Below are 20,474 nucleotides of genomic sequence, written 5' to 3' on the forward strand. Positions count from 1 at the left end.
GGTTATAATATGTCAATTGAATATTTAGGACTTAATGAAATTAACGGCCCCCTTATCGTTTTAGAAGGTGTTCAGGATGCCGCATTTGAAGAAATTGTAGAACTTACCATTGAAGGTAAAGAAAAAAAAATAGGACGTATTGTGGAAATCTATGATGACAAAGCAGTAATACAGGTATTTGAAGGAACTGAAAATATGTCCCTTAAGAATACTCATACAAAACTTACTGGTCATCCTATGGAAATTTCACTTTCTACCAGCATGCTCGGCCGAACCTTTAATGGAATCGGACAGCCAATTGACCGTTTGGGACCTGTTATTTCAGATGTTAAGAAGAACATCAATGGACTACCGCTAAATCCTGTAACCCGCGAATACCCACGTAACTATATTCGTACTGGTATTTCAGCTATAGATGGACTAACAACCTTGATTCGTGGACAAAAGCTTCCTATCTTTTCAGGAAACGGACTTCCACATGATCAGTTAGCCGCACAAATTGTAAAACAGGCTTCTCTTGGAGATAATTCAGATGAAGAATTTGCAATTGTATTTGCCGCCATGGGCGTAAAATATGACGTAGCTGAATTTTTCCGCCGTACTTTTGAAGAAAGTGGTGTTTCAGACCACGTTGCCATGTTTCTTAACCTGGCAAATGACCCTGTAGTTGAAAGACTGATTACTCCCAAGGTTGCTTTAACTGTAGCAGAGTACCTTGCTTTTGAAAAGGGAATGCATATCTTGGTCATTTTAACTGATATGACTTCTTTTGCAGAAGCTATGCGTGAAGTTTCCTCCTCTAAGGGCGAAATTCCATCAAGAAAAGGATTTCCAGGATACCTTTACAGTGAATTGGCAACCATATATGAAAGGGCAGGAATTGTACAAGGTATTAATGGTTCTGTGACTCAGATTCCTATTTTAACCATGCCAAATGATGATATTACACATCCAATTCCGGACTTGACAGGATATATCACAGAAGGACAGATCGTTTTAGATCGTGTCATTCACGGACAGGCAATTTATCCGCCAATTAATGTATTACCTTCTCTATCACGTCTTATGAAAGACGGTATTGGTGAAGGATATACCAGAGCTGATCATCAAGACGTTGCGAACCAGTTATTTTCTTCCTACGCTAAGGTTGGACAGGCAAGAGCATTAGCTTCAGTTATCGGTGAAGATGAATTGTCTCCTATTGATAAGAAATATTTAAAATTTGGTACTGCTTTTGAAACAGAGTACGTGGGTCAAGGACCAAATGAGAACAGAACGATTGAACAAACCTTAGATTTAGGTTGGAAACTACTTGGTATGCTTCCTAAGGAGGAACTAGATCGTATTGATACAAAGATTCTTGAAAAATATTATAAAGCAGAGTAAGAGGTGATAGAATGGATCCAAATACATTCCCCACTAAAGGTAATTTAATATTGGCTAAAAATTCTCTTGCGCTTTCTAGACAAGGCTACGATCTTATGGATAAAAAAAGAAATATTCTTATTCGTGAGCTTATGGAATTGATTGATAAAGCAAAGGATATTCAATCAGAAATTGATATTACCTTTACCACGGCCTATAAAGCATTACAAAAAGCAAACATGGAGCTTGGTATAAACTATGTGGAAGAAATCGCTTTAACCATACCTGTAGAGGATTCTATTTCAATTAAAACCAGAAGTATTATGGGAACTGAAATTCCGTTAGTAAAATGGGAACGTTCAGATACAAAGCCAAACTATGCTTTTTACAGCACAAGAGAATCTCTAGATATAGCAAAGGCCTGCTTTGAGAAAGTAAAGCAGCTTACCATTAATCTTTCTATGATTGAAAACGCAGCATATCGTCTAGCAACCAATATTAAAAAAACTCAAAAACGTGCCAACGCTTTGAAAAATATTACTATTCCTTATTACGAAGGATTATCCACTAGTATTCAAAACTCATTGGAAGAAAAAGAGCGTGAAGAATTTACACGATTGAAAGTAATTAAAAGAACACATTCCAGATAATATAAGGAGCTATTAAAAATGGATGAATAAATACTAAAACACAGTATCTATTCATCCATTTTTAATTGGTTCTTTTATAACTTTCTATAAACAGACGGTTGTATATATTTTAATTTAGTAGAATTAATATCTAATATTTCTGTTAATCCAATAAACAGATATCCACCTTCTTCTAAAAAATCTGCCACTTTATCCACAATCTTATTTACTATTCCAATATCAAAATAGATAAGAACATTTCTTAAAAAAATAACATGAAAATTTTTGTCAAAAAAAATAGGTTCAATTAAGTTCTGCTTCTTAAAAACTATATTTGCTTTCACATAATCATTAATTTTGTAATCACCATTGATTTTTCTTATAAAATACTTACTTTTCCACTTATCAGGAACTGTTTCCATTTCTTCTTTTGTGTAATCACCTGCAATCGCCTTATCTAACATCGTCTGCGAAATATCAGTACCTACTACTTTCATCGTCCAAGCCTTTGCTTCCTCTCCAAAATAATCTTGTAAAATCATATTAATTGTATAGGCCTCCTGCCCAGAAGAGGTAGCAGCTGACCAAATCCGTATACCTTCCTGTTGATTGATGCATTTTTTTAATTTAGGCAATATAATCTGATTTAATATATCAAAATGCGATGATTCTCTCATAAAAAAAGTATGATTTGTAAGCATTTCACTGATTAATATATTATCTAATAGTTCATATTCTTCCTTTTCAATCAAATCCATAAATTCATCTGTACTACTGCATTGAGTCTTCGTCAAAACATTATCTAATCTTTTTTCTACTAGAGCTCTTTTTCCAATTAGACTAATTCCATATTTTTTGTTTATATAATTAATAATTCGAAAAAATTCTTTATCCGTTGTTTTCAAAGATTATCATACCCCTCCCAAATCTTACTCTATCTCAAAAACAATATATATATTACTGGTATTGATATTAATGATAAAATTGTTGTTAAAAACACCCCAACTGATGCCGTTTTAATTTGCCCCTTATGCTCAACACAAAGCATTACACACATAGAAGCTGCTGGCATTCCCATAGACAAGGTCGCTACTCCTATAATAACCGAATCTGTAAATATCTGTTTGGCGATAAAAAAGGTAATAATAGGTATAACAATTAGTTTAATAATTGATACGATGTATAATTTTCTTTCAGAAAAAAGCTCTCGTATTGGATAATCTCCGAGAACACTACCCAATATCAGCATCGATAACGGTGTTGTAATACTTCCTAAAAAGGAACATGTTGCACTAATAAAAGATGGCACATTGATTTCAGTAAAATATATTATAATAGCGATAATAGCAGATACAACCCCTGGTGTAAATATGTCTTTTGGCCTAATCTTAATATTTCCTTCACCCTTAGATAACAAATATTCTCCATATGTAAATATTAAAATATTAAATGGCATATGTAATAAAGTATTGTAGAAAATTGCAGTATCACCATATAACGCTTGTACAATAGGATAACTCATAAATGATACATTAGAAAATACAATTAATAATTGATAAATACCTTCCTTACTTTTTGTAATCTTTAATATTTTGGTAATACAATAAGCTAATATTGGCAGTAATACGTAAATAATAATACCAACACCTACTATTTTAAGCACCTCACCCTTATTCGATGGCTGAGGGGTACATACAGAACTAATAATAAGCGCTGGCGCTGTAAATTTAACAATCATATTTGATAAACTGACATTTGTATCGGAATTAATATATGATTTCTTATTTAAATAATATCCTAGTATAAGTAATGCCAAAAGTTTAAACATTGTGTCGATAATTGCTGAGTAATTCATGATTCAATTCCCCTGTCTGTTATTTCATATAAATTTATCATTTGTACTGATTTTACATGCTATTATTGATTATAACACGTTCCAATTGACATACAATACAAATACTTTTATTTCTAAATCTTTGTTTGTATTCTCTAATTTTTTAAAATTGTATAAAAATTTTTTTATATACTTGAACAATACATAACATTATTAAAAGCCCAGTTTTAATATCCTGGGCTTTTAATATATAGTTAAAGAATATAATTAATATTATAGATTATCGGTCATCATGTAATCTAAAGTTAGCATATGCACTTGACCCATGTTCATGAACATCAAGACCATCCTCTTCCTCTATAGAACTTACACGCAATCCGATTGTCTTATCTATTATTGTAAAGATTAAAAATGCCATTATTAATACGTAAGCTAATACAGAAAATACTCCAATTAGCTGCGTTGATAAGGAGCAACCTGTTCCAAACAAACCTGTTAAAACTGTTCCTAAAAATCCACAAAAACCATGAACTCCAATTGCACCAACCGGGTCGTCAACCTTTAGCTTCCTATCCACAAATTCAATTGCTAATACTATAAATAAACCTGCTATTGCTCCAATTAAAATTGCTTCATAATTTGATACGACATCACAACCTGCTGTAATAGCTACCAAACCAGCAAGAGAACCATTTAATGTCATTGATACATCTGGCTTACCATATTTCATCCAGGTAAATATTAAAGTTACCATAGTTGATGCTGCCGCTGCAAGATTTGTTGTCATTGCAATATCGCCAAGTGTAGTTGTAGCTGCCACAGTAGAACCACAATTAAATCCAAACCAGCAGAACCACAAAATAAATACTCCTAATGCGCCAATTGGTATATTATGACCCGGAAAAGCATTTGGCTTACCGTTTTTATCATATTTACCAATTCTTGGTCCTAATATCTTAGCTCCAACCAAAGCACAAGTACCACCAACCATATGAACTGCAGTAGATCCGGCAAAATCATGGAATCCAAGAGAATACAACCAACCTCCTCCCCATATCCAATGACCTGAAACAGGATAAATAAATACACTAATACAAGCACTATAAATTAAATAAGCTAAAAATTTTGTTCTTTCAGCCATTGCTCCTGATACAATGGTTGCCGAGGTAGCACAAAATACTGTTTGAAAAATCATAAATACACCAATTGGTAAACCATTGAATAATCCATTTGCATCTGCAAGGCTAGTTGGATTGAAAAAACCAGATGTTCCAAGAAAACCTCCTGCCGATGCACCAAACATAATTGAAAAACCAATCACAAAGTAAAATAATGTTCCAATAACAAAATCCATCATATTCTTCATAATGATGTTTCCAGCATTTTTAGCTCTGGTAAAGCCTGCTTCTACCATTGCAAATCCTGCCTGCATAAAATAAACCAAAAAAGCTGCAATAAGTGTCCATACGACATTTAATAACAATTGCATATCTTCCATAATATTTCCTCCTCATAAAAAGAGGATAATTATTTAGACTAGAAAGTCCTAATAATTATCCTCTTCGATAATATTTCATATTTTATATTTTTTTAAAAAATAATTTAAAGTGCTTCATACTACAATGCATCGTAGCCACGTTCTCCTGTACGAATTCTAACAGCATCCTCTACGTCATGAATAAAAATCTTACCATCACCATAGTTTCCTGTATTGATTTCCTCCACAATTCTATTAATAATTTTTTCTGATAAATTGGTAGGTACAACAGTTTCGACTTTAATCTTAGGAAGTAAATTAACATTATATTCAGTACCTCTGTAGATTTGTTTATAACCCTTTTGATTACCATATCCCATAATATTAGTAATCATAATACCATTTGCATTACTCTCATCCAATATGCTTTTAAGATCATCGAGTTTTTCGGGCTTAATAATTATTTCCAATTTTTTCATATTAATACCTCCTTATATTTTTCTAACAAGCTACTTGAATAAAATAACTTTGTTATGTTTTCTTAACCAAAAAACAAAGTACCTATGACACATTAACTCTATCCCTTATTCAAGAAAGATACCTGTACTTTACGCACCAGTTGAAGTCACGCAGTGATCTTTCTTTTCCGCGATATGCGCATTTTGGCACGTTATGCCTTTTATTTAATATAGATGTTAGTAGAACTTTCCTATTAAATAAAAAAACGCTTCCTAATGCAATGTACATTAAGAAACGCCCTTGTTCTTTGATAGTTAAATTATACACGATTTAAATTATTTGTCAAATACTTTTTAGAATTTTTTGTGAATATTTTTATTTATAATTGCGAACTGTACAAAAATACAATATAATAGAAGTTATGAAAATAAAATTCGAGGAGTTCAACCATGACGAAACTAAAGATATATTTATGTAATATACTTATTGTCTTAACTTTTTTTTTCAATATATTATCTGTTAACGCAGCTTCTAATACCAATTTGGAGGAATTAGCAACATCTGATGCATCCTCTTGTGAAAATACAGATTTATGGCCCACTGGGCCTGATATTGAGTCTGAATCAGCTATACTTATGGATATGAATACAGGTACAGTTCTATATTCTAAAAATATGAATGAAGAGCTATATCCAGCTAGTACTACTAAGATAATGACTACACTACTTGCTTTAGAGCATTGCAACTTAGATGAGGTTGTAACATTCTCTCATAATGCAGTTTTTTCCATTGAAGCAGGAAGCAGTCATATAGGTATCACAGAAGGTGAACAGCTTACCATGGAGCAATGCTTATATGGCATTATGCTAGAGAGCGCAAACGAGGTTTCTAATGCAGTCGCTGAGCATGTTGCAGGAAGTATTGAAGAATTTGCTAATATGATGAATGAAAAAGCCACTGAGCTTGGATGTCAAAATACTCATTTTAATAATGCTAATGGTCTTCCTGATGAAAATCATTATAGCTCTGCATATGATCTTGCTTTAATTGGTCGTGCTGCAATGCAAAATGAAACGTTTCGAAAAATAACATCAACAACTACTTATACAATTCCTCCTACTAATTTGCAAGAGGAGTCAAGACCTTTATCGAATCATCATAAAATGCTGCCAAAACGTTTATATGCATATGCTGACTGTATAGGCGGTAAAACCGGTTATACTACTGTTGCTCGACAAACTCTTGTCACCTTTGCCAAACGTGGTGATTTGGAGCTTGTCTGTGTTGTAATGAAAGTAGAATCACCCAACCAATATAAGGACACTGCGGCACTTTTTGATTGGGGTTTTGATAATTTTCAAATACTGAATATAGCAGATAATGAAAAAAAATATAATATTGAAAATGATAGTTTTTATGATACAGATACAAGTATTTTTGGAAATACCAAATCTATTGTCGAAATAAATAAAAATGGAGAAATTATTCTTCCTAATACTGCCTCATTTTCTGATGCACAATCAAAACTTGATTACACAAACAATGATAGTAATTCATTTGCAACACTCTCTTATACTTATGGAGATAGAAATATAGGTTCTACAACAATTGATTTATCAAATATTAATTTATCAGAATTTAATTTTAGTTCTTCTAATTCTACATCAAATAATAATTCTACCATGTCTACGAATAGCATGAAGAAAAGCATAAATTCACGTAATATTATTTTGATTGTTATATTAGTAGTTATGATTATAGTCATTATAGGGGCAGGATCTTTGTTTTTATTTAAAAATTATCACTTTTTCAAACGAAAACGTATTCGTAAACACAGAAAAATGAATAGACATTTTGATGATTTTAATTTTAAGGAATAATTATTTATTTCATAGGAATCAATATTTTTATACGTTAACAACAAGGTCTTTCCTATGAAAATACAATAATTAAAAGGAATTATCCATAAATATACTGGAAAATTCCTTTTAATTATTGTACTTCTTTGACTTTCTTTTTATTTTTCTTTTTTTCCTTAATTCATCTCTCCTTGCTTGAATCTGAAATCCTTCTTCTTCACTAATTCCCTTTATTGTTTTAATTACAAAATATTTGTCCGATTCACTTTTCTTCATTCTTATCTTACACTTAATAAATCCATGTTCATTACAATAACATAATGCATAATATACCTTAGCATTAATCGAGAACCATTTAATCCTTCTCTTTACATTTTTATTACAGTAATTGCATTTTGTGCTAATCACTTCCTTATCAAGCATAGCCTCTTCCTTTGAATTAAACTGTCTTGATATATACTTACTATATTCATTATATTTTAAATAGATTTCATCTTTCTTTTCCTTTGGTGGATTAAAATAATCGACTGAAATATTATTCAATAAATAATTTTCATCTAATAATTTTAAGATTAGTCCTGTATATTCGGCGTCATAAATTGCCTTATGAAATTCGTGATCTATGCTAATATTAAGAAATGAAACTGCATATTCAAGAGTTCTTCTTACTTTAATTGCCTCAAAAAACATACTAAATATTTTTTGAACATCGTAATATTTTAAAGGATAATCAAACTGATATTCAATACCAAAGTATTTCATATTCCTCTGCAATTCCATCAAATCCATATTTCCCCAAGTAGCAAAAATATAATCTTTTCCACACCAATCTAGAAAATGAGAGCAAACCTGTGAAAAGGTACAGCATTTGTTTAATTCTTCCATACTAATTTTAATAACTTCCCTTGTCTTATAATGAATTGCATTATAAACACAAGGTTTAATCAATTCACTGAATTCTCCAATTTTATTATAATTAGAATCCAACTTAACAGCGCCAATTTCTATAATTTCAAAAGGGAGCTCTTTATTTTCTTTTACTTTTCCGTCTGGACATTGATTCCATTCCAAATCCAGTACTATATAATTCATAAATTCACCACCTATATAATGGTAAAACAAAAATGCACTTAACTGGATTCGAACCAGCGGCCTACCGCTTAGGAGGCGGTCGCTCTATCCTACTGAGCTATAAGTGCATAAGTATATTGCTGCTACATACAGCAACATACATTATTTTATATGCATTAGGACATAAAGTCAATCATTTAATTATAAAATGTTTTCAATTTAATTAATTATTGAGGAAAATTAATTTTTCCTTGCATCCAAATAATTCCTTTAAAACGTCTTCCAACCGAAGGTTCACCAATTAAATCTTTTTTATTAATGCAAACATCAAAAGTTAAAGAATTTGTGTTTATAGTCATAATATATAATTCCTCTTTCGTATAACTATTAATTTCTGATTCAAAATCAATAATTTCACCCAGTATAGAATATTGATCACATTCAATTCCATATGGCATAAAATATGAATCTACAATAGTAAATACATCCTCATTTAAAATACGTTTTGATATCATTGTATAGGTATCAATATCTTCTAATGTCAAGCTCTCAATTGCATCCTCATCCCCATTACGAGCAGCAGCGATTAATATATTTCGATTCATGGAAGCTTCCTTTGTATTTTTGATTTGCTTCTCATTTTTACCAATAGGTAATATAATATTGCCATTTGTTGATAATGCTGATAAGGTTATCGAGATATTTTGTTTAGACAAAGCACCTATTCTTTTTTCATTCATATAATCTGTTATGTTTTGTAAATAGAATATTAGGGAAACTCCAACCTTTACATCATCGACAATACCTGCATAAGATTCTTTTTCAGCATGTTTTTCTACAGATACATCTTCATTTGAAGTAATTCCTTTTCCCTTTAAATAAGGATAATAATAATTGATGCTAAATTCATTTTCTTCATTATATTCACCGCGAATATTAATTCCAACACTTTTTGAGAACTCCTTATATATCTCAGTAAATAAGCTTTCTTCTTCTATTTCTGCCATATCCTTTTTATCAGAATTATGAATGACATACTTAATTAATGAATCTAAATCCTTCTTTTTCTTAATATTGCTAAAACCTATCGCTCTTAAGTAGCTATGCACTAAACTCACCCCATTTCTATAATACTATCCCAAAAATAGCTCATATCTATTTTTACTTTCTTTTATATCATAGTATAAAATTTTTTTATAGTAAAGATTATTTCTAAAATAACCAATTTTTTAATAACTAATCAATTACACTTTCTATAAATACATTAAGATACTTCATTAGATCTTTTTCCTTGTTAATATTGTTTCCATATTTATCCTTAATAATACTTATAATAGGTCTTTCCTTAAATGATGAATTTTGTTTTACTACTACTCCTATTTCACCTTCGTTTGTTAACACCTTGGTTCCATTTGGATAAAGTGCTATGAATTCCAAAAATATTTCTAAATATTCTTTATCAAATGTAATACCATTTTTTGCCTTTAAATTTTCAATTATTTGATAAGTTTTCATTGATTTACAACATATTCCGCACAATAATGAGTCATATTCATCACATATTGAAACTATTTTTGTAGCCTTATTTATTTCTTTCTTTTTAAGTGGATAACCACTTCCATCTATTCTCTCATGATGAGATAAAATAATATCTTTACTTTCATTTGTTAACCAATCTTCGTATTCTATTGCCATATAACCATAGATTGTATGTTTCCTATACTCGTTAAGTTCCTTTCTAGAAAGTTCTTCCATAATTTTTCCAGTAAAGGATATAGGTATATATCTAAATCCAATATCATGTAATATACTGCCTACAGCGATTGAATTAATTGTCTCCATATCCAAATTAGATTTTACTGCCAATAAAACAGATAATGCACAAACATTTACCGAGTGCTCATAAATATCAGCTTCATGCTCTTTCAGATTTTCAATTTCTTCAACTATTTTGTCCTCATTCATTATATTAATAATAATTTGCTGTGCTATTTCCTTTAATTCTGCTAATTCTGATCTACTACTGTAAATATGTCGTTCCAGTAAATTTTTTATTTTTACTCTATAATCTTCAATTATATGATCCTTCACAGCATAACTATTTTCTTCAATCTCATTTAATTCATTATTATTATCTCTAATATATACATACTGAACCCCTAATTCCTTTAATTTTTTAATGTACTCTTCCTTTAAACAGGTTCCTTCGTATATTAAAATGATATCACTTCCGATACAAACTGGTTTAGCCAAATACTCTCCGCCTAATAAATCATTAACATTTTTTAACTTCATATTTTTATACTCCGTCTTTATGTTGTGTTATGTAAACCACAGTATTAAAAAGCAATCACAAGTATCCTATTTTTTATCTATTTATACTTTACCAATAGCCTCATCTAGAGCTTGTCTCTCTTCATCTCCAAGTATAATATATGACTGTCCATTGATAATTTCTTTAATATAAGTATAACATCCTTCCCTGCTATGCATTGCATTAATTATAAACCCGTCATTTTTTTTGTTAAGTAATGCCACAGCAAAACTAAGCTTTCCACCCATTTCATTGAAAGCATCATATTTGATAATTCCGACTTTCTTAAAGGTTAATAACAAAGTTTCATTTATTTTCAAAATATCCTCTTTATTTTTCCTATCTGAAACTTTTAAAGTTTCAATTTCATCTAATTTTTCTAATATGATTTTTTCCAGCGATTTTGCATCCTCGCCTTTCATAAATATATTATATCTATTTTTAAGACCTCTTAACTTACACATTAAAATAATAGCTATAATAAATATAATAATATCAAAAACTGCAAATCCAATTAATAAGTATAATGGTTCTAAATATATACTATAATCTAAAACTTGTAAATTCATTTTTTCCTCCACCTATGTACTTTTCAACAGAAATATAATAATATAATTTAATTACATAGTAATTGATACTAATTTTCTATAGATTGCAAAAGTTCAAATATTCTTTCTAATTCATCATTAGAATAATATTCTATTTCAATTTTTCCTTTATTATTTTTCTTTTGATTAATAGTAACTCTACTACCTACTATTGAAGTAATTCTTTCTTCTATATTTTTATATATAAAGTCATTTTCTACAACTTTTTTTTCTTTTATTTCTTCCTTTTGAGTAGAAATATTTTTAATTAACTTTTCAGTTTCTCTTACACTTAATTTTTCATCAAAAATGCGATTTGCTAAATTATACTGTATATCATTATCTTCTATTACAATTAATGTTCTGGCATGACCCGTGGATATTTTATCATCAATAACCATCTGTTGTACTCTTTCATCGAGCTTTAATAATCTTAAAGAGTTAGTTACTGCTGTTCTACTTTTTGAAACTCTTTCCGCAACCTCATCTTGCTTTAAATCAAATTCACTAATTAATTTTTTAAATGCAAAAGCTTCTTCAATTGGATTTAAATTTTCTCTTTGTATATTTTCTATAAGAGATATTTCTACAATTTCTTGTGCACTATACTTTTTTATAATTACAGGAACTTCCTTTAATCCTGCTATTTTAGCAGCTCTCCATCTTCTTTCCCCTGCTATTATTTCGTAATATTCATCTCTTTCCTGAACCACTAATGGCTGAATAATTCCAAATTGTTTAATTGACTCTGCCAACTCTAATAAAGAATCCTCTTCAAAATTCTTTCTTGGCTGTTCTCTGTTGGGTTCAATCTTAGATAATTTAATCTTTATCTCTACCGGTTTTTCAACTACTCTTTCAATAATTTTAGTTTTTTCTTCTTTGAAAGCTGTATCCGGTATTAATAAATCCAATCCTTTTCCTAATCCTCTTGTTTTTATCGCCATTCGTCATCCTCCTCTCCGCGATGAATTACTTCCTCAGCCAATAATCTGTAACTTTCTGCTCCTGCTGACTTTGCATCATATAGATTAATTGGAAGTCCGTGACTCGGTGCTTCAGCTAATCTAATATTTCTAGGTATAATTGTTTTATAAATAGCCTGTTTAAGATTTGCCTTTACATTTTCAACCACCTGTAATGATAAGTTAGTTCTTGCATCATACATAGTAAATACTACACCTTCAATTTCCAAATCAGAATTAAGTCTATTTTTAACAAGATTAATTGTCCTGATTAGCTGTGATAATCCTTCTAAAGCATAATATTCACATTGTATTGGAACTAATACTGTATCAGCAGTAGTCATTGCATTCACTGTCAGCATATTTAAGGAAGGTGGACAATCGATTAGAATATAGTCAAAATCATCTTTTACTTTATCTACTGCTTTTTTCATTATATATTCTTTTTCACTAATACCTATTAATTCTATTTCAGCAGCTGATAAATCTACATTTGATGCAATGACTTTAAGTCCATCCATAATACTATTTTGCATACAATCATTAATATCACATTGCCCCAATATTAATTCATAGACTGTATTCTCTATTGTATTCTTATCCAATCCTAATCCACTTGTAGTATTTCCTTGGGGATCAATATCTATAGTTAATACTTTTTGACCAAGTTCTGCTAAGTATGCTGATAAATTTATTGTAGTTGTTGTTTTTCCAACTCCGCCTTTTTGATTTGCTACTGCAATAATTCTTCCCATTTCAATCCCCTTTCTTTAGATTAATGATCACTTTTTTCATTATATCACTTTTCTATTTTATAATCTATAAAAAAATAAATGTTTCACGTGAAACATTTATTTTTCAATTAAATATATTTAGAATATATTTTTTTAATAACATATAATATGTATATATGTTTCACGTGAAACATATTATTTTAATTATACAATAATTAAATTATTTCTAATTGCAAAAACTGCAGCTTGAGTTCTATCTGCTACTGTGATTTTTTTGAAAATATTTGAAACATGATTTTTGACCGTTCTCTCACTAATATCCAAACGTGAAGCAATTTCTTTATTAAACATTCCTTCTGCCAACAATCTTAACACCTCAATTTCCCGCTTAGTTAAATTATTTATTTTTTTCTGATCTTCATTTCGATTTAATAATTTTGAATTTAATAATGGTGATAACTTCGGCTGTATGTATATTTCTCCTGCTCTTACTGAATAGATAGCTTTCTTTAATTCATTTGAGCCTGAATCCTTAAGCATATATCCATTAATACCTATATCAACAGCCTTTAACAAATACTCAACTTCATTATGTATTGTTAAAACAATAACCTTAGTATTATCATTTCTTTCTCTCATTATCTTTAAAACTTCTAATCCATTCATTACTGGCATGTTAATATCCAATAACATTACATCAACATTTACTTTTTTTAAAAGATCCAAGCACTGTACACCATCACCAGCCTGTCCAACTACTTTTATGTCCCCATCCAACTCTAATAATTGAATAAGACCTTCTCTAACCATGATATGATCATCCACTATCGCAATATTAATTGGCATTTTTTACTTCCTCCCTAAAACTCTTTGGAACCTTAAAGCATATTTGAGTTCCTTCATTTGCACTTGATTTAAAATTAATTTTTCCTGATAATAAATAAACTCTTTCTCTCATCATTGACAATCCAAATCCTGATTTTGATTCATATACAATTCCACAATTATTAGAAATTTCAAAGCCAACACCATTATCTTTAATTATAACTTCAATACTATTTTTAGTATATAAAATTTTAACACATAATACAGTACATTTTGAATGCTTTAACACATTATTACATGCTTCTTGTATAATTCTAATCAGTGTTAATGATACTACTTGATCAATATTTCCATATTCACCTTCTACTTCATATTTCACATCTATACCATTTTCTTTAAGTTTTGATAACTCTCTTTCTATAATTACATCAATTCCAATATCGTCAAAAGCCATAGGCCGTAAATTATAAATGATGTCTCTCATTTCATCTATTACATCTCTTAAATTATTAGATATCGTCATTAATTCAAGTTTTGCTCGAATAGAATCAATATCCATTACTTTTAAAGTAAACTCTGATTTATGAATTAAATTAGTTAATTTTTGAATCACAGTATCATGAATATCTCTTGCAATCCTTTTTCTCTCCAATTCCTGACTTCTTAAAATTTCTATTTTAAATTTTCCATTATCTTTACAATTACTTAAATATTCTTGATAACTTTTATTTTTTATTTTATTAATAATAACATCCATTTCACTACTGTTTTTATTAATAGTATCTATTTTTTTTTGTATCTTATTATTAAGTTCAATAATTCGTGTTTTTTCGCTAATCAAATAATTTAAATTAATTTCTTTCTCTTTATTTGAATAGCAAGGATTAAAAATATTTTGATCGCAAGAGATATCATTTTGTAAAGATAATATTTTTGATTCTATTTCATTAATTGTTTTACTATTTTTATTATAACTTAACAATAATTCATCTTTTTCAATTAGCGTTTCATTACATATTTTATTAATAAAATCATTTAATTCTTTAAAACATTCTAATTCACTATTTTCTTCTTTAATATTTTTAATCATTTTATCTCCTATACTGTACTTTAATCAATTACATACTCCCTTTTATTCTACTTCATTTATTATAAATTTAAAACAATTATATTATTTGATACATATATTAATATCTTTTAATACTCAAAAAATGTATTTGTATATCATACAATTTTAGACTATAATATAATTGATATTATTATTTTGTTACATTTTAATTTTAAGAAGGGACTTATTCATTATGAAAATAAAAAATAAATTAAAATATACTTTTCTTTTTAGCGCCTTAATTGCTTTTACTATATCTATTATAAATAGGCTAATATATATTTCGGCAATTATTAAGAATAATCTTACACCAATTAAGGGTAAATACTATAATTGGAGATTTGGTAAAATATTTTATACGAAACAAGGCTTTGGAAATCCAATCCTTCTTATTCATGATTTAGATGTTTGTTCCTCCTCATTAGAATGGAAAGAAATAATTAAAAAATTATCTGCAGACCATATGGTATATACAATCGACTTATTAGGATGTGGCTTATCTGATAAACCATACTTAACCTACACTAATTTCCTGTATGTCCAATTAATATCTGATTTTATTAATAATGTAATATGTCACAAAACAAATGTTATTGCAAGTGGTTCTTCTTCTTCGTTTACCATTATGGCTTGTCATAACGATTCAAATCTTTTTAATAAAATTATGATTATTAATCCTGATGATTTATACCAGTCTAACTTTGTTCCTAGAAAAAACAGTATATCTCTCAAAATATTATTTGATACACCTATTATAGGAACTTTGGTATACAACATTATTTTTTCTAAAAATCATATAAAAAATATGTTATCTCATCAAGTCTATATATTTAATGATAAACTGTTAATAACTGTTAATGAAAATTATGAAGCATCTCACATTCAAAACTGTAAAGGAAAATATTTATTTGCAAGCATTAAAGGTTCTTATACAAACGTTAATGTAATACATGCCCTAAAAGAAATTAATAATAGTATTTATATTATAGGTGGACATTATAAGGAAAATATAAATACTATTATTGAAAATTATATGTATTATAATTCATCTATGGAATGCTTTATTATTGAAAATACGAAACATTTTCCTCACATTGAAGCACCTAATACTTTTTTTGAACAAATTAAAGTTTTTTTTGATAATTAATTATATAATAAAAATAGAAAGGATAAACCTTTCTATTTTTATTATATAATCGGATTTTTTGTCGGCATTCCTGCTTTCCTCGGATATAGATTAGGTGTTGTCTTATACTTATTAATAATAACAAATGCTCTTTCTATATCTGTATCTGGCAATTGAAACATAACCTGTTCCTCTATTTTACCACCTAATATCTGTACTGCCTTATTAGATGCTTTTAGCTCCTCTTCAATCTTTCCCGATTTATATGAAATAAATTTTCCGTTTATTTTAATATAAGGAATACAATATTCCGATAATGAAGAAAGATTAGCTACTGCCCTAGAAACACATAAATCAAATTTCTCCCTATAATTACTATCTCGTGAAAAATCCTCAGCTCTTCCATGTATCGTATATATTTTATTAAGTTTAAGTTTTTCTATTACTTCATTTAAAAAATTAACTCTTTTTTTTAATGAATCTAATAGAACAATTTCTAATTTTGGAAATGCTATTTTTAAAGGAATTCCTGGAAACCCAGCACCTGTACCTATATCAATTATTTTGATTGATTCATTCATATTCATAGCCTTAACAATGGATAAACTATCAATAAAATGCTTCCTGATAACTTCATTAAATTCAGTTATTGTAGTAAGATTCATAACCTTATTCCACTCTATCAGCATCTCATAATACGTAATAAATTGACTAATTTGTTCCTCTGATAAGGATATTTTTAAATTACTCAAACCTTCTCTAAACAGTTCTATATTATAATTTTCCATTTAATCCTCTCTAATTTCGATATTTAAGCTGTTCTAAATACACAAGCAATACAGATATATCTGCTGGAGTAACCCCCGATATACGAGAGGCTTGGCCAATTGAAACTGGCTTAAATAAATCTAATTTTTGCTTTGCTTCTATTCTTAAACCATTTATTTCTTTAAAATCAAAACCATCTGGTATCTTTTTATTTTCTATCTTTTTAAATTGTTCCACCTGCTTTAACTGCCTTTTAATATACCCATCATATTTAATAATTATGTTAACCTGTTCAGTAACTTTTTCATCTAATAAAACTCTGCTTTTATCAATGGGAGCTATTAAGTCATAAGACAATTCAGGTCTTTTTACTAATTCAGCCAAATCAACGCCGGAATTTATTAATGTACTTTGATATTTTTCTAATAAATCCTGTACTTCTTTAGTTGTACCTACAAAAGTATTTTCAAGTCTTTTAATTTCCATCTCAATTTCATGTTCCAAATCCAAAACTCGGTTAAACTGCTCATCACTAATTAAACCAACTCTATGTCCTATCTCAGATAACCGAAAAATAGCATTATCCTGCCTTAATAAAAGCCTATATTCTGCCCGTGAAGTCATCATACGATAAGGTTCTTTATTTTCCTTTGTCACAAGATCATCTATCAATACACCAATATATGCCTGTGAACGGTCTAACACCAGCATTTCTCTTTTAAGAAGCTTACAAGCTGCATTAATGCCTGCTACTAAACCTTGAGCTGCCGCCTCTTCATATCCTGAGCTTCCATTAAACTGTCCCCCACTGAATAAGCCTTCTATATTTTTAAATTCCAAAGTAGGATTTAGCTGTCTTGGATTAATACAATCATACTCAATAGCATATGCATTTTTAACAATTTTAGCATTTTCTAATCCCGGTACACTATGATACATGTTATGCTGGACATCTTCCGGAAGCGAACTTGACATACCACCTACGTACATTTCATTCGTATAAAGTCCTTCCGGTTCCAGAAATACCTGATGTCGATTCTTATCTGCAAACTTAACAACCTTATCTTCAATCGATGGACAATACCTTGGTCCTGTGCCTTCTATTACACCTGCATACAAAGGAGAACGATTTAAATTTTTTCTAATAATGTTATGTGTTTCCTCATTTGTATAAGTCAGCCAACAAGATTCCTGCTTAATTTGTACATCATCTGGATTGGTAGTAAAAGAAAAAGGAATAACTCTCTCATCTCCATATTGCTCCTGCATTTTACTAAAATCAATAGAACGTTTATCAATTCTTGCAGGTGTACCAGTCTTAAAACGAAACATTTCAATACCATTTTTTTTCAGAGATTCTGATAAATAATTTGCAGCTTGTAATCCATTTGGTCCTGTATAATTTATTACCTCACCATATAAACATCTAGACCTTAAATATGTTCCCGTACACAAAATAGCCGCTTTACATTGATATAATGCTCCCGAAAAAGTTTTAACTCCTGTAATCTTGTTATCTTGTACAACAATCTCTGTTACTTCTGCCTGCTTAATTGTTAAATGATTAGTATTTTCAAGTACCTGTCTCATTCTTCTGCTATATTGTGCTTTATCAGCCTGAGCACGAAGAGAATGAACTGCCGGGCCTTTAGATTTATTCAACATTTTAGACTGTATAAAAGTTTTATCTATATTCTTTCCCATTTCACCGCCTAAGGCGTCAATTTCTCTAACCAAATGACCTTTTGAGCTTCCTCCAATATTTGGATTACATGGCATAAGCGCAATACTTTCAACACTGACTGTAAATATAATTGTTTCAAGACCTAATCTTGCACTAGCCAATGCTGCCTCACAGCCTGCATGTCCTGCTCCAATGACTGCAACATCATAATTTTCTATTAATGCTGACATTTTAATTTCTCCTTCTTCCTTTGCAGGTACATTATTTTCCCATACAAAACTTACTGAATATCTGATTTACTAAATCATCTTCCATCGACTCTCCAATAACCTGACCTAATTTATCATATGCATCCATTAAATCAATGGAATAAAAATCCTCCGGCATATTTTCATTAATACTATTTTTTACTAATTTTAAGCTCTCAAAAGCTTCTGATATTAACGATTTTTGACGAATATTTGTAATATAGATTTCATCATTATATTCTATATTACCCTTCATAAACATTTTTTTAATGCTGGCTTGTAATAATTCAACACCGTTTTTTTCCTTTATTGAAACTGGTATTACAATACAATCCGTTTTTTTTCTAATTATTTCTTCTGAAGTAACAATATTTAAATCTGTTTTATTTAAAAGTATGATTGCTTTTTTATCCTTTAACAATTCTAATATTTGTTCATCATTTTCATCAAGTTTAGTAGAAGAATCTACAATATATATAATTAAATCAGCATCACTTGCATTTTGGATTGCTTTTTCCACTCCTATTTTTTCAACAATATCTTCTGTTTTTCTAATTCCTGCTGTATCAATAATATTTAAACTTAATCCATTTAAATTTATGTTTTCTTCAATTATATCTCTTGTCGTTCCTGCAATATTAGTAACAATTGCCTTTTCTTCTCCAACTAAATAATTTAATAGTGATGATTTTCCTACATTTGGTTTACCAATAATTACTGTTTTAATGCCTTCTTTTAATATTTTACCATCATCTGCTTTTACTAATATAATTTCTAAATTGGATATAATTTCATTAACCGTCTTAATAAGCTGCTCATTATAACCTTCTAAACTGATATGTTCAGGATCATCCAACGCAGCTTCAATAAATGCTATATGATAAATTAATTTTTCTCTGATATCTTTAATTTTATCATGTATAACACCTTTTAATTGGCTGAGAGAATTTTTTAAGGCAAAATTATTTTTCGAATTAATAATATCAATTACCGCCTCAGCCTGGGATAAATCAATTCTTCCATTTAAAAAAGCTCTTTTCGTAAATTCACCAGGCTCTGCACATCTTGCTCCATTTTTTATCACAATTTCTAAAACTCTTTGCACTACTAAAATACCGCCATGACAGTCTATTTCAACACTATCTTCTTTTGTATAACTATTTGGTCCCTTCATAATCAATACCATTACTTCATCTATTAATTCATTATGATCATAGATGTATCCATAATGAATTGTATGTGAATCAACATAAGCTAATTTTTTATTCTCTTTTTTTGATTTATATACTTTATCAACGATAGAAATTGCATCCTCTCCGCTAATTCGCACAATTCCTATACCAGAATTACTCATTGCGGTTGCAATTGCAGCAATTGTATCCTGCTTCATATGATTGCCTCCATTTAAGATTTTAACTTTC

General features: G+C 29.3%; 19 protein-coding genes and 1 tRNA gene. 4 read left to right on the top strand and 16 right to left on the bottom strand.

What is annotated here, in order from left to right:
• Positions 1–9: 9 nt before the first annotated feature.
• Entirely contained in the window at positions 10–1,386 is a 1,377-nt protein-coding gene (locus tag C8E03_RS19970; RefSeq protein ID WP_094380123.1) for a V-type ATP synthase subunit B, read from the top strand.
• Between the two features lie 11 nt (positions 1,387–1,397).
• Positions 1,398–2,015, top strand: coding sequence for a V-type ATP synthase subunit D (locus tag C8E03_RS19975; protein WP_094380121.1), 618 nt, complete (start codon positions 1,398–1,400; stop codon positions 2,013–2,015).
• Positions 2,016–2,089: 74 nt separating this feature from the next.
• On the opposite strand, the gene C8E03_RS19980 is transcribed toward C8E03_RS19975, so the two are convergent.
• From C8E03_RS19980 to C8E03_RS19995, 4 genes are all read right to left on the bottom strand, one after another.
• Positions 2,090–2,899 carry a CheR family methyltransferase gene (locus tag C8E03_RS19980; protein WP_094380119.1) on the bottom strand — a complete coding sequence of 270 codons (810 nt, stop codon included), beginning with the start codon at positions 2,897–2,899 and terminating at the stop codon, positions 2,090–2,092.
• A 29-nt stretch (positions 2,900–2,928) separates the two neighbouring features.
• Positions 2,929–3,849 (bottom strand): AEC family transporter, encoded by a 921-nt coding sequence (locus C8E03_RS19985; RefSeq protein ID WP_094380118.1) that lies wholly within the window; start codon positions 3,847–3,849, stop codon positions 2,929–2,931.
• 259 nt (positions 3,850–4,108) lie between these two features.
• Positions 4,109–5,326: an ammonium transporter gene (locus C8E03_RS19990; protein WP_094380116.1), complete on the bottom strand. Its 1,218-nt coding sequence runs from the start codon at positions 5,324–5,326 to the stop codon at positions 4,109–4,111.
• A 119-nt stretch (positions 5,327–5,445) separates the two neighbouring features.
• A complete protein-coding gene (locus C8E03_RS19995; protein ID WP_094380115.1) occupies positions 5,446–5,784 on the bottom strand; it encodes a P-II family nitrogen regulator in 339 nt (112 codons plus the stop codon).
• A gap of 429 nt (positions 5,785–6,213) precedes the next feature.
• Here C8E03_RS19995 and C8E03_RS20000 point away from each other — a divergent pair, with 429 nt between their 5' ends.
• A complete protein-coding gene (locus C8E03_RS20000) occupies positions 6,214–7,644 on the top strand; it encodes a D-alanyl-D-alanine carboxypeptidase family protein (RefSeq protein ID WP_110291943.1) in 1,431 nt (476 codons plus the stop codon).
• A 108-nt stretch (positions 7,645–7,752) separates the two neighbouring features.
• On the opposite strand, the gene C8E03_RS20005 is transcribed toward C8E03_RS20000, so the two are convergent.
• The 9 genes from C8E03_RS20005 to C8E03_RS20045 all read right to left on the bottom strand — a co-directional run bounded on the left by C8E03_RS20005 (position 7,753) and on the right by C8E03_RS20045 (position 15,209).
• The gene (locus C8E03_RS20005) at positions 7,753–8,715 is read right to left on the bottom strand and encodes a 3'-5' exonuclease (protein WP_094380111.1); all 963 of its coding nucleotides are present in this window, start codon (positions 8,713–8,715) and stop codon (positions 7,753–7,755) included.
• A 33-nt stretch (positions 8,716–8,748) separates the two neighbouring features.
• Positions 8,749–8,822 (bottom strand) — tRNA-Arg (locus C8E03_RS20010).
• Positions 8,823–8,921: 99 nt separating this feature from the next.
• Positions 8,922–9,803 carry a DUF3881 family protein gene (locus C8E03_RS20015; protein WP_094380109.1) on the bottom strand — a complete coding sequence of 294 codons (882 nt, stop codon included), beginning with the start codon at positions 9,801–9,803 and terminating at the stop codon, positions 8,922–8,924.
• A 127-nt stretch (positions 9,804–9,930) separates the two neighbouring features.
• Positions 9,931–10,989, bottom strand: coding sequence for an HD-GYP domain-containing protein (locus C8E03_RS20020; RefSeq protein WP_110291944.1), 1,059 nt, complete (start codon positions 10,987–10,989; stop codon positions 9,931–9,933).
• An 81-nt stretch (positions 10,990–11,070) separates the two neighbouring features.
• Complete coding sequence (locus tag C8E03_RS20025) at positions 11,071–11,577, bottom strand: DUF4446 family protein (protein WP_110291945.1); 507 nt, start codon at positions 11,575–11,577, stop codon at positions 11,071–11,073.
• A gap of 68 nt (positions 11,578–11,645) precedes the next feature.
• Entirely contained in the window at positions 11,646–12,542 is an 897-nt protein-coding gene (locus C8E03_RS20030; protein ID WP_110291946.1) for a ParB/RepB/Spo0J family partition protein, read from the bottom strand.
• Entirely contained in the window at positions 12,533–13,315 is a 783-nt protein-coding gene (locus tag C8E03_RS20035) for a ParA family protein (protein ID WP_094379151.1), read from the bottom strand. The genes C8E03_RS20030 and C8E03_RS20035 overlap by 10 nt, the downstream gene beginning before the upstream one ends.
• A 183-nt stretch (positions 13,316–13,498) precedes the next feature.
• Positions 13,499–14,140 (bottom strand): response regulator, encoded by a 642-nt coding sequence (locus tag C8E03_RS20040; RefSeq protein WP_094379149.1) that lies wholly within the window; start codon positions 14,138–14,140, stop codon positions 13,499–13,501.
• The gene (locus C8E03_RS20045) at positions 14,130–15,209 is read right to left on the bottom strand and encodes a sensor histidine kinase (RefSeq protein WP_094379147.1); all 1,080 of its coding nucleotides are present in this window, start codon (positions 15,207–15,209) and stop codon (positions 14,130–14,132) included. The genes C8E03_RS20040 and C8E03_RS20045 overlap by 11 nt, the downstream gene beginning before the upstream one ends.
• A gap of 211 nt (positions 15,210–15,420) precedes the next feature.
• On the opposite strand from C8E03_RS20045, the gene C8E03_RS20050 reads away from it, so the two are divergent.
• On the top strand, positions 15,421–16,374 hold the full coding sequence (locus tag C8E03_RS20050) for a hypothetical protein (protein WP_094379145.1): 954 nt from the start codon (positions 15,421–15,423) through the stop codon (positions 16,372–16,374).
• A 41-nt stretch (positions 16,375–16,415) separates the two neighbouring features.
• On the opposite strand, the gene rsmG is transcribed toward C8E03_RS20050, so the two are convergent.
• The 3 genes from rsmG to mnmE are packed head-to-tail and all read right to left on the bottom strand — an operon-like array spanning position 16,416 to position 20,443.
• Positions 16,416–17,141, bottom strand: coding sequence for a 16S rRNA (guanine(527)-N(7))-methyltransferase RsmG (gene rsmG, locus C8E03_RS20055; RefSeq protein ID WP_110291947.1), 726 nt, complete (start codon positions 17,139–17,141; stop codon positions 16,416–16,418).
• A gap of 10 nt (positions 17,142–17,151) precedes the next feature.
• Complete coding sequence (mnmG, locus tag C8E03_RS20060; protein ID WP_408609931.1) at positions 17,152–19,101, bottom strand: tRNA uridine-5-carboxymethylaminomethyl(34) synthesis enzyme MnmG; 1,950 nt, start codon at positions 19,099–19,101, stop codon at positions 17,152–17,154.
• Positions 19,067–20,443: a tRNA uridine-5-carboxymethylaminomethyl(34) synthesis GTPase MnmE gene (mnmE, locus tag C8E03_RS20065; protein WP_110291949.1), complete on the bottom strand. Its 1,377-nt coding sequence runs from the start codon at positions 20,441–20,443 to the stop codon at positions 19,067–19,069. The genes mnmG and mnmE overlap by 35 nt, the downstream gene beginning before the upstream one ends.
• Between the last annotated feature and the right edge of the window lie 31 nt (positions 20,444–20,474).

The sequence above is a fragment of the Lachnotalea glycerini genome (genome assembly GCF_003201285.1).
Classification (GTDB): domain Bacteria; phylum Bacillota; class Clostridia; order Lachnospirales; family Lachnospiraceae; genus Lachnotalea; species Lachnotalea glycerini.